The 12,157-nt window shown below is 59.0% G+C and carries 4 protein-coding genes; 3 read left to right on the plus strand and 1 reads right to left on the minus strand.

Translation table 11 applies throughout. From position 1 onward, the window contains the following. Positions 1-101 precede the first annotated feature (101 nt). The 3 genes from ONV78_RS16970 (at position 102) to ONV78_RS16980 (ending at position 11,609) form a co-directional block, all read left to right on the plus strand. Positions 102-7,154 carry an SDR family NAD(P)-dependent oxidoreductase gene (locus ONV78_RS16970; protein ID WP_279504866.1) on the plus strand — a complete coding sequence of 2,351 codons (7,053 nt, stop codon included), beginning with the start codon at positions 102-104 and terminating at the stop codon, positions 7,152-7,154. After that, positions 7,144-10,245, plus strand: coding sequence for an alpha/beta fold hydrolase (locus tag ONV78_RS16975; RefSeq protein WP_279504869.1), 3,102 nt, complete (start codon positions 7,144-7,146; stop codon positions 10,243-10,245). Before ONV78_RS16970 ends, ONV78_RS16975 begins: the two co-directional genes overlap by 11 nt. A gap of 119 nt (positions 10,246-10,364) precedes the next feature. Then, positions 10,365-11,609, plus strand: a complete 1,245-nt coding sequence (locus ONV78_RS16980) for an MFS transporter (RefSeq protein WP_279504870.1) — start codon at positions 10,365-10,367, stop codon at positions 11,607-11,609. Between the two features lie 103 nt (positions 11,610-11,712). Here ONV78_RS16980 and ONV78_RS16985 read toward each other — a convergent pair whose 3' ends face one another. Continuing rightward, positions 11,713-11,985 (minus strand): hypothetical protein, encoded by a 273-nt coding sequence (locus ONV78_RS16985; RefSeq protein WP_279504872.1) that lies wholly within the window; start codon positions 11,983-11,985, stop codon positions 11,713-11,715. Positions 11,986-12,157 lie beyond the last annotated feature (172 nt).

Consider the following 12,157-nt stretch of genomic DNA (forward strand, 5'->3'; position numbering starts at 1 on the left):
AAAACATAGCGTCGCTGGCGGCGCTATGGGGATGGTTTGGCTGTAGAAGGCTTCGGCGCAGCAACACGGAAGACTCAACGCATATTTACAGTGGTGTTTGAATGGAAATATTAAAACGGCAATTGACGGAGGTCGCCGCGCCTCCCTACGGCGAAATTCAGGCGGAGCGAGTGCTGGTGGCGACGGACAGCGCCGAGGCGGAGGAGGCCGCACGCCATATGGGCGCGGCGGTCCTACGCCTGGATCAGGTCGCGGATGAGGCGGCGATGCGGGCGGAGCTGGCTGGCATCGACGGCGGTCGGGACGTCGTTGCAGTCATTGTCGGTCGCAATCAGCCCCTGGCGTCGCTGACTCAGGCGAGCTGGATGTCTTGCAGTCGTCGCAGCCTTGAGCTGCTGCGCTGGGTGTTCGCGCAAAACCGTCCAATGCGTTTGCTGTCATTTCATGCTCAGGAAGATGCGCTCACCGCGTTATTCGACGGGCTGGCGCGCTCCGCCTGTCTGGAAATGCCCCGTTGTGTCTTCACTTCCGCACGCATTCCCTCGGGACCCATTGGCGCTTCTTTATCTGGTCGTATTGCTGCTGCGCTCGCCTGGCCGGGACGCCGCCTGTGTTTTGATGAGACCGGCCTGTCTTTAGAATCCTGGATCGCCGCCGGGCAGGGTGACGCCGGAGGCGCCCCGTTCAATGACAGCGATAATATCGTGCTGATCGGCGGCGCCGGCGGCGTGGGTCAGGAACTGATCCGCGTACTGCAATCCTCCCGTCGTCTGAATGTATTCGTATTGGGCCGTAAAGCGCCTGACGCCGCATTAACGCAGACCTTGAAGGCGTATGGCGTGAGAAGCTACCTGCGCGTCGACGCCACGGACTATGGCGTGCTGAAAGCGGCTTTCACCCATATCGAGCAGGGATTCGGCGCTATCAAGGCGGTGTTTAACCTGGCCGGAACCCTGGACGACTGTCTGTTTCACAACCTGAATGCGGAACGTCTGCACAGGACGCTGCTCGCCAAAGTCGGCGTGGTGTTGAATCTGGCGGCGTTGCAGCAGGATTACCGGCCGCAGTACGTGGTCAACTTCAGTTCCCTGACCGCGACCATCGGCAATGTGGGGCAATGCGCCTACGGGGCGGCCAATGAGTTCGTCGAACTGGCGTCGGAGCAGCTACCCAACTGGTACAGCTTCGCCTGGGGCTTGTGGCGCTCCCAGGGCATGCAAATGACGGACGAATCGGCGCTGCGCCCCATGGAGCCGCAGCCGGCCTGTGAACGCATGCTGTCCGCCTTGGCCGCGGGAGAACGCCATCTGGTGATCTATGAAGGCGCGGCGGAAGGAATGGCGGCGTTGCGCACGGACATCGTGGTTCCAGCGAGCGAGACGCAATCTCAGGCGTCCACGGACTCTCCTGTATCGACAATGGATCAGGGCGCATTGGAAGAGAAAACGCGCCGTTGGCTGAAAGCAATCGTCCGTCGCCATAGCGGGCTAAAAACGCTGAAGGATGATGACAACCTGCTGGACAAAGGCCTCGACAGCGTCGCCAGCATTCAGATCAGCACGGACATTGCGGCGCAGTTATCGCCCCAGGGCGACTTCAAACTCAGTCGCGCTATCTTGTTTGAGTGCTCCACCATCAGGCAACTGGCGGAGCATTTGATGGAGCGGGCGCAGCCGCTGCTATGCGCCTGTCTGGCGGACACGGACGGCGCTGCGGCGTCCCAGCAAGTGGAAACAGCACCTGCCGAACAAGCGCAAATTGACGCCACAGACAATACGCCTGACGCCAAAGAGGCTAACTCTGAGCATGTCAAAACTCATGGCGGCGGCGCTGCACCAACGTTGACCAACCAACCCAAACTTTCGACGGACGCTTATCGGGACGACGACATCGCCATCATCGGCATGGCGGGAGAGTTCCCCAATGGCGCGACGCCGGAAGCGTTCTGGCGGTCTCTGGCGGACGGCGAAGACGCTGTGCGCGTCATCCCGCAAGATCGCTGGGACTGGCGGCGGGATTACTCCGCCTCCGCGGCGCAGGCGGACGCCGCCTATGGCCGTCATGGCGGTTTTATGCCGGGCGTCGCGGAGTTCGATCCGGCTTTTTTCAACATTGCGCCAGTAGACGCAGAGCTGCTTGATCCGCAGGAAAGACGTTTTCTGCAAGTCAGCTACCATGCCCTGGAAGACGCGGGGTACTTTGTTTCCCCCAGCCAGGAGGTGGGCGTGTTCGCCGCCGCCATGTTCGGCCATTATCAGGACATGAACGCCCCCGGCAGAGTCGTGAGCAGTTCCTTCGCCGCCATCGCCAATCGCGTGTCTTATGCATTCGATCTGCAAGGCCCCAGCCTGACCGTGGACACCATGTGCTCAGGATCTCTGACCGCGTTGCATATGGCGTGCAACAGCCTGCGTCTGGGGGAGTGCCGCATAGCCCTGGCCGGCGGCGTGAATATCATGGCGCACCCGGGCAAATACCGGTTGCTGTCGCAAGGCAAGTTCCTAAGCGCCAGCGGACATTGTCACGCTTTCGGCGTGGAGGCGGACGGTTATGTTCCCGGCGAAGGCGCTGCGGCAGTAGTGTTGAAGACTGTCGCCGACGCCATACGCGATCAGGACGTGATTTACGCCATCGTGCGCGCCACGGCGATTAATTCCGGCGGCAAAACCAGCAGCTTTACGGTTCCGTCAGCGCGGGCGCAACAACGGGTGATTCAGGACGCTTTGCGTAAGTCCGGTGTGAATCCCGCCCAGGTTAACTACATCGAGGCCCACGGCACTGGCACCAGCCTGGGCGACCCTATTGAACTGCAGGCGTTGCAAAACGCATACGGCGCTGATCTGGAGGGTGCGGGCGCGCCTTGTTACCTCGGCTCGGTGAAAAGCAATATCGGGCATCTGGAGTCCGCCGCCGCGATGGCGGGACTCTTCAAGGTGGTCCAGCAGTTCGCCCACGAGCAGCTTGCTCCCACGCTGCATTGCGCCATTGAGAATCCCTACCTGAATATCGAACAAACCCGCTTTCAACTGGTGCGGGAGAAGCAGCCCTGGCCTCTGGCGGGAGCGGCCACCCGCTTCGCCGGGCTCAGCTCGTTTGGAGCGGGGGGCGCTAACGGACACGTTATTCTGCAGCAATATCTTGCGAGTGAGTCCGCTGCGATCCCGGCGCAATCGGAGTCTCTTATCGCCTTGTCGGCGCCCAATCGTAGCGGTCTGCGACGGGTGAAACAGCAACTGGCGGCGTATTTGCGCGATCAACCGCAAGTCAGCTTATACAGTCTGAGCTACACCCTGTGTTGCGCCCGACAACACCACGCCGAGCGGGAGTGTTATGTCGTGGCGTCAGTCCCCGCATTGATTGGCAGACTGGAAGGCGCAGATACGCCCGAAACGAACAGGCCGACGAGCGGGGCATTTGCGTCGTTAATGCGCGCCTACCTGCAAGGGGACAGCGTCGACTTCGCCGGCAGCTTTCCAGTGAAGTCCCTGCTGCGAGGGGCTCCTAAGTATCCGTTCGCCCGTGATGTTTACTGGGCTCCGACGCTGCAGGCGGAAGTCGTTTCGGCGGTGATTAATCCTGTTCAACCCGTCGCGCCAACTTTAGCGCCGACGCCGGACTCGACGCCCGCGGTATTGTTGACGCCGGTATGGCGACACAGGGACCCTCCAGCATTGTTGAAGCCAATCCCGCTGGTGGCGGTGATGGCGCCGTCAGAGCAGGCGTTGCCGTCGATGATCGACGGCGCGCGGGTTCTGCGCGTCAGTCCAGGAACGGCGTTGAGTTTCCAACACGACGTCCTGACCCTGCGGCCTGATTACCTGGAGGATTTCACCCAGGCGCTGGATTACATCGCCAATGAACTGAATCAGCAAGAGATTTATTGGATTAACTGTAACGTCTCCTGGAGCGACGCGTCGGCGTTGAACCTGGCGAAGGCGATGCAGGACTGTTCGCGCCCTTGCGTAATATTAAATGTCAGCGATAGCCGACAGACCCCTGAAAACATCGCCATGGGCGGGGTTTTCAGAGTGCTGGCGCTGGAAAATACCCGGGTTCGTTACAGGCAGGCGCAGATCGTCAAACCCGCTGGGTCCTGGGAGTTGGAGGACTGGCGCTGGCTATTGGCGGAACAGGCCGAAACCGGGGACGAATTCAAGGAAGTGGAACGCCGGGAAGGTGAACAACGGGAGCGTAGCCTGACCTGCATTGAACCAGCTCAAGGAATGCGTCTGCGTCAGGATGGCGTTTATCTGATCAGCGGCGGCCTGGGCATGATCGGCAGAGAAATCGCCCGACGTCTGCACGCGGACTACCACGCCAAAGTGATTCTGGTCGGACGCTCCGCCCTGTCGCCAGAGCGGGAAGCCTGGTTGCAGCAGTGGCCGCAAGGCGAAATCAGTTACCTGCGGGCGGATATCGCCGACCCGGTTCAGGCGGAGCGGCTGATTGCCGAGGTCCTGCAAAAGCACGGCCGTTTAAATGGCGTCATTCAGTCCGCGGGCGTATTGAAAGACGCCCAGGTGCAGAACAAGTCGCTGGCCGACTTCTCCGCGGTCATGGCGGCGAAGGTGGCGGGAACCCGGCAACTGGATCGCTGCACGGCCCATCTGGAACTGGATTTCTTCTGCCTGTTTTCTTCCATGTCCAGCATCATGGGCAATGTGGGGCAGTGCGATTATGTCGCCGCCAATCGTTTCCTTGATGAGTTTGCGGCGGAGCGCAATCGTTCGGTCAAGCAAGGGGCGCGCAAAGGCCATACGCTATCCATCAACTGGCCTCTGTGGATCGACGATCAGGATAGCGAAAACCTGATGGATCAATATCGCTCTCTGGCGGATTACCTGCGGCGTCATTACGGGTTTGTCCCGTTGACGCTGGCTCAGGGCGCGGGGCTTTTCATCACCTGGATCAACGGCGTCCCCGATCAGTATGACCAGGTCATGGGGCTGGTGGGCGATCAGGAGAAGATTCGCGAGCGTTTCACCTCGTCTGCAGTCCAGGATTCTACGCAACAGGATTCTGGACAGCAGGCTAAAAACGCCAGTCAAAATGTCTCACAGGCCGCCTCCGAAGCGCAGATCCGGGCGGGGCTGACTCGTCTGGTGGAAACCTTAACCAGGCTTTCTGAGGAGGATATCAGCGCGGACAAGAGCTGGGGTGACCTGGGTCTGAATTCCGTCATGATGCAGACCCTGGCGCAGGATATTGGCAAGACCTTTGGCGCTCAGGTTCCGCCTAACGCCTTGTTCAGCTACAACAACATCCAGCGACTGGCGGAATATCTGCAGCAACAGGGCGCCACGCTGGCGGACGCCGACGAATCGCACGGCGCTGCTGCGCAGACTGAGGCGGCGTTGTCCGGAGAGTCTTCCCAAACAGGCGTTGTTGCGCTGACAAAGCAGATGTCCGCAGAAGCGCATTCCGAGGAAAAATTATCAGAGCAACGCTTCGCCATCATTGGCATGAGCGGCGTCATGCCGGGGGCGGCGGATCTGGACGCATTCTGGGAGCTTTTGACGGAAAACCGCAGCGCTATTCGCCCTGTGGCGCGTTGGGGAGATAAATCCTATTACGCGGGAACCATTGACGATATCGAGTGTTTTGACGCGCGCTTCTTCGGTTTGTCCGCCCGCGAAGCGATGTTGATGGACCCGCAACACCGTCTGTTTTTGCAGACCAGCTATAACGCCCTGACCGACGCCGGGTACGCGCCGGCATTACTGAGTAATGTTGGCGTGTTCGCCGGGGTGCAGTTCAACGATTACCAGACGCTGCTGCAGACCTGGGGGCAAAGCTCGCACCCCTACGCCGCCACCGGCAATGCCCATGCCATGCTGGCTAACCGGGTGTCGTACCTGCTCAACTTTAATGGACCCAGCCAGACTATCGACACCGCCTGCTCCAGCGCGCTGGTGGCGGTGAATCGCGGAGTGATGTCATTGCAGCGCAACGAATGCGATGTGGCCTTGGTAGGCGCGGTGAGTCTGCTGATCGACCCCGCCATCAGCGACGCGGCGCAAAGCATGGGCGTACTGTCGCCTGATTACCGCTGCGCGACCTTTGATGACAGCGCCAACGGCTATGTACGGGCGGAAGGCGTAGGGTGCGTGGTGATCAAGCGTCTGGCGGATGCGCAGCGTGACGGCGACAGCATTTACGGCGTGATTGAAGCCTCTGCGGAAAACCATGGCGGGCGCGCAAACTCGTTGACCGCGCCAAATCCACAGGCGCAGTCAGCGCTGTTGCAGAAAGCCTACACGCCGGAACTGGCGCAGCGAGTCAGTTACATCGAGACCCATGGCACCGGCACACAACTGGGCGATCCCATTGAAATCGACGCCCTGCATCAGGCGTTCCGCGCGCTGGCTCCGAACCGGCGCGAGGAGAGCATTGCGCTGGGAGCGGTGAAATCCAATATCGGTCACCTGGAGCCTGCGGCGGGCATTGCGTCGCTGCTGAAGGTGCTGCTGTGCCTTCAACATAAGCGACTGCCGGCGAATATCCATTTCCATCGTCTGAACCCCATGATTCGCCTCAGCGAAGGCCCGTTCCGCCTGCTGACCGAGAATTGCGCCTGGGAGGCGGCGGCCCCGAGAGTGGCCGGGATCAGTTCGTTCGGATTTGGCGGCTCCAATGCGCATGTCATTGTGTCAGAGGGGCAGCCTGCGTCGGTCGTCAAACGGTCGGAGAAGCCTTGCTGGCTGGTGACCCTCAGCGCCAAAACGCCATACTCGCTGGCGGGCATGACGGCGCAATTACTGGACCGCCTGCAAACCTCCGATCACGGGTTGGCGGACATTGCTTTTACTCTGAACACCGGGCGCGAAGTGTTTCCTTACCGCCTGAGTTGGATCGCGCACTCCACGGCGGATCTGGCGGAGCAGATTCGCGGAACTGACGCCGCCCATCAGGAAAAGTGCGCAGGCAAAACTTCGCACTGGACGCCGGACCTGTCGCAAAGCGACTGGACGACCGTGATGCGCGAGGCTCAGGCGCAATATCAACAGGGCGCCTTGATTGATTGGACGCCCTTGTTTGCGGACGGCGATTATCGTCGTTTGCATTTGCCCGGATATGTCTTCGATACGAAGCCTTATTGGTTTGAACAGGCGGCGGACAGCGCCGCGATGAAAGAGGTGAATCATGGAAGTTAAAGAGCGCCTTGTCGCGCTGTTTGCAGAGGCTCTATTGGCGGACCCAGGCGATATTGAGACAGCGGCGGAAGTCGCCTCCCTCGGCGTGGACTCCATTCTGGCGGCGCAACTGAGCAAGCTGATCAACCGCCATTTCGACATTGCGATCACGCCGACGGATATCTACGAGTGCATCAGCATCGACGGGCTCGCTGTGCGCATCAGCAAGGCGCTGGCGGATAAGCCGCAAACAGGGGCGTCGGGCCAGTCGAGTAAGACCACGCAGGCGGCTCAGGGCGCAGATCCGCTAGACGACATCCAGGATGACGCCATTGTTGTCGTGGGCATGGCGGTCCAATTCGCCGGTTGCGACGGCTTGGATGAATATTGGCGGGCGATCATGCAGGGGACTTCCCAACTGACGGCGACAGAGCGTTGGCCGCGTCAGGGGGCAGGGGAGTTTGTGGGAGGCTTTCTGCCCGACTACGATCACTTTGACGCGGGCTTTTTCAAAATCTCTCCCAATGAAGCCAAGTGCATGGACCCGCAGCAACGCCTGCTGATGCAGTCCGCGCAGCACGCCATTGACGACAGCTACCTGGGACTTGACGAATTGCGGGAGCTGCAGTGCGGGGTGTTTGCGGTCAGTTTGCCCGGCGACTATAAATTCGTGGTGGCGGGACGTCCTGAACAGGCGTTCAGCACCCATAGCTTTCTTGGCAATGCCACCTCGACCCTGTCCGGCAGGATCTCCTATTTCTATGACTTTAACGGGCCGTCGCTGACCCTAGATACCGCCTGTTCCTCTTCGCTGAGCGCCTTGCATGAAGCCTGCCTCAATATTCAGGCGGGCCATTGCGGCGCGGCGATCGTGGCGGCGGCGTCCGTGTTCAGCACGCCGGAGCTGTTTGAGTTTGCGCAACGCTCCAACATGTCGTCGCCAAGTGGGCGCTGTGCGGCGTTCAGCGACGATGCGGACGGTTTCACGCCTGCGGAGGGATGCGCCTCGATTATCCTGATGCGTTACGGAGAAGCCAAAGCGCGGGGGCTGCGCGTCTACGGCGCGATTGTCGCCACGGGCTTGAATCATGACGGCAAAAGCAACGGTTTAATGGCCCCCAACGCCCAGTCGCAAAGCAAGCTGATCCGCGACCTCTATCGTCGTCACGAGGTGGATGTCGAGCGGCTGGCCTATGTGGAGACCCACGGCACCGGCACCCATTTGGGCGATCCCATTGAGATGCGCGGATTGACCGAGGCCTTCAAACACAGCGGCAAGGACTACGACTGTCTATTAGGCGCGGTGAAGCCGATTATCGGCCACACCCTGGTGTGCTCCGGGCTCGCCGGCGTCATCAAGGTGCTGCTGAGTTTCAGGCACGAGACGATTCCGCCGTTTCCGCCTCTGCGCAAAACCAATGCGCTGATCGACTTCGCCGGCTTTCGCATGAATTTCGAACCCCAGCCATGGCCGCAGGATAAAACCTTGTGCGCAGTCAGCGCCTTTGGCTTCACTGGCTCCAATGGCCATGTATTACTGCAGAAAATGCCCTCTGTAAGGCGGGAATCGAATGACCACTGGACAGGGGAAGCGCTGCCGTTTTGCCTCTCGGCGCAGAGTCGCCACAGTCTGATCGCCAGTATCGCGGGGCTTCGTCAGCTAGTCGGGACATTGGCCGAGGATGCGCTTTATGACCTCAGCCAATTGCTGTTGCGTCGTCCCCGCTATGGACAGCACTGCGTCGTTATCGCCGCGAATAAGTCAGATTTGCTATCCGCACTGGCGCAACTGACGCACGAGCTGGATGCCGGAGAAGCGTTGCGAAATGCGCCTTTGGCCGTGCGAGAACTTACCCTGTCGACGGAAAAACTGGCCCTGATGACGCTGTGGCGGGCGGGCGAACAGGGGGAAGTGCGGCGCCGATTGGACGCGGTCGCGTCACTGAATCCAGACGTCAACGCGCCGGCGTATCCGTTTGACGGCAAGCGTTATTGGATTGATGACCGGGAAGATGAGCAAGTTGCTGACGCTTCTGCGTTCACCCAAGCTGATTCGGCGCTTTCCACCGAAGCCATAGTAGAAGAGCTGCGCGCCGCGGTGTCAGACCTGCTGGGGTTTGCGCCGGATGAACTGCCCAGGGACGTCTTAATTGAAGATCTGGGGCTGGATTCCCTGTCCGCCCTGAAACTGCTGGCGCCCTATCAACAGCGCGGTCCCGGGTTGCAGGCTCACGACTTGTTCAAGTATGCAACCCTGGCGGATCTCGCCGCCGCCATCGCTGCGTCAGGCGCCGCGTCAGGAGTTGATAGCGCGGCTGTTCTGGAGGAGAAAGGAGAAACGAAAGCGCCGAAAGAAAGCGCGTCTCCGACCGCATCCGCCCCCATGGCGCAATGGCTGAGCTATGGGGAAGGGCGTCCCGTTATCCTGGCGCCGCCTCTGAACACCAGCGCGGAGGCCTGGACACAGCAGATCAACGCCCTGACTCAGTCCGGGCGACGGGTGTTAATTCCGATCTATCCCGGCCACAAGGACTGTCCTTTCGACGCCGCCGCTTTCTCGTTGGAGAGACTGGCGGAAGACATGGCGTTTTTTATGCAACAGGAGTTCAACAGCGGCGTCGTCGATCTGGTGGGCTGGTCTCTGGGGGGATGTCTGTCCTGTCTGATCGCCATTCACAACCCGGATATAGTGCGTTCGCTGACCTTGATCAGCACGGCGCCGAGCTTCGGCGAGGACGTATTCGGCAACACGCTGGACCTGCATGATGAACTGAAGGCGCATCGCGACATGCTGGAGATCGTGTTTGACGGCGCGGAGGATATTGTCGCCAGCCTGGGCGCCGGCGCGCCAATGAGCGTGCTGCGTTATTACTACGACGCGCTGATGCGCTTCGACGTCAATGCGCGCCTTGGCGGGATCGCCATGCCGGTGTTGTTGACGCACGGACAAAACGACTGCGTTATCGATGACGCCACATTCGATCAGTTACGCCGCATTCCTCAAGCCGCCGAACTGGTCGTAAAGGGACACGGACATTTTATCCCCCTGACTGCGAGCCGGTTTTTTAATACGCAATTACTCCGCTTTCTCAATGGAGAGGTTATCGGTTAAGACGAAGACGTTTCGGCGCAGTGGCCAGGATTAAGAAGCCAATAAAGCGCCAAATCAAATAGCAAATAATGGGAAAAATATAGGGCGTTCTCCTAGGGCGCTCCAGTACGAGAGGTTTTATGACAAACATAAGGATGTTGAGTTTAATCGGCATTTATCTGGTTATCTTCATTGATAATCTGGGCGCCAGCCTGATTATTCCCATGTTGACGCCCATCGCCCACGATCCCGTGGCCGGGCTGATCAGCGAAGGATCTGAAGGTTTCCGTAATGGCGTATACGGCGTGGCGCTGGGCGCGTTCTCCATCGCCATGTTTTTTGGCGCGCCCTTGCTGGGCGCTTTGTCTGATGGCCTGGGACGGAAGAAGACGCTGTTGCTGTGCCTGAGCGGTCTGGCGATGAGCTATGTCTTGCTGGCGCTCGCCCTGGCGTTCAAGAGCCTGTGGCTGTTCATGGCCGGGCGACTTATTGGCGGTTTCTTTTCCGGCAGTCTGCCCGTCGCGCAGGCCTCTATTATCGATGTCACTGAGGAGAAACAGCGGGCCAGGTACATTGGCTACATCATGTTCTTTGTCTCCCTGGGTTATGTTGTCGGCCCGTTGATCGGCGGCTATCTGAGCGATCCTGCGCTAGTTCCCTGGTTCAATCTGCAGACGCCTTTTATCTTTGTGGCGGCGCTGTCCGTGGTGAATTTGCTGATCCTGCTGCTGGTGTTTCAGGACCAGCAAGCGGACGCCGATAAGGGGGCGATGACGCTTCCCAACCCCATTGCGAACCTGCTCGACGCAGTCAGAATCAAGGATATCCGCACTTACGCCTTGCTCCTGCTGTTGATGCTGGTGGGCTGGAATACCTTCTTCCAGTTTATCGGTCTGTATCTGACTGGCGGGCTCGGTTTCGGCCAGCAGGAAGTGAGCAGTTTCGTCTCCTGGGTCGGCTTTGGCCTGGCGGCGGCTTTCCTGTTTCTGGTGGGCGCCGCCATGAAAATGCTGAAGCCGCTTGGCATGGTTGGACTGGCGTTGGGCCTGATGGCGCTCTGCATCGGCGGAACTCTGCTTAACACGCATCCCTATGTGCTGTATCTGCTGGCGGTATTGGGCGCGGTGGGCTTTGGCCTGTCATACAGTGGCTTGATGGCGCAGCTATCCATGAGCGTCGATGCGAGCAGGCAAGGCTCCATCATGGGAATGGCCGCCGCCATCGCCGCCTTCAGCGCAGGATTCTCCGGCTTCGCCTTTGGTTTTGTGGCCAATATCAGCGTCAGCGCCCCCATCGTCTCGGCGCTGCTCTGCGTCTGCCTGGCGATTCTGGTTTGCTGTAAAGAACAACTGAGTCTGGCGCGGCAGGTGAAATACGCAGATTAGTCAATAAACAACGCTGTCCCGCCAACGGCCAGTGTTTGAATGTCGCCGCCTGATTATCGGATTGTTTAAACGAAAAGCAGGCGGCTTATGCATCATGATGCAGTTAATCCGGCACTTTGATCCATGTCTTTATATCCGCCTGCCAGCTATAACCGAGAAGCTTTAATCTGTTGGACCTTATTCTTTTAAAATTAATATCATCCGAATCAGGAAACATGACGCTCATTCCCTGACGAAAGTTATCAAATTGATCGCCGAACAAAGCCTGATCAAACTCCGTTATTTGCTGCGATGAAAACAGACGAGAAAAAGCCTTAAGCGCTTCCTTTTCCCAGGTTTCGTCGAATTTCTTCATTTCACTAATAAGTTCTGACACGAAAAGCTCTCCCTTTCTATATGTCGCTATGTCGCTGAATAGCCTAAATCAGGCTTGCAGGGCCTGTCAGCAGGACTGTGGGATCATACGAAACAGGTTGCAACGACGCATAATTAAAATATGAAAACCTATCATTGGTGATGCAGATTAAGTTGCATATTAACTCTGATAA

It is taken from the genome of Hahella sp. CR1 (assembly GCF_029813005.1).
Lineage (GTDB): Bacteria > Pseudomonadota > Gammaproteobacteria > Pseudomonadales > Oleiphilaceae > Hahella.

Coding starts and splice junctions, on each gene's coding strand:
- ONV78_RS16970 (WP_279504866.1), top strand. CDS start 102: ATGGAAATATTAAAACGGCAATTGACGGAGGTCGCCGCGCCTCCCTAC.
- ONV78_RS16975 (WP_279504869.1), top strand. CDS start 7,144: ATGGAAGTTAAAGAGCGCCTTGTCGCGCTGTTTGCAGAGGCTCTATTG.
- ONV78_RS16980 (WP_279504870.1), top strand. CDS start 10,365: ATGACAAACATAAGGATGTTGAGTTTAATCGGCATTTATCTGGTTATC.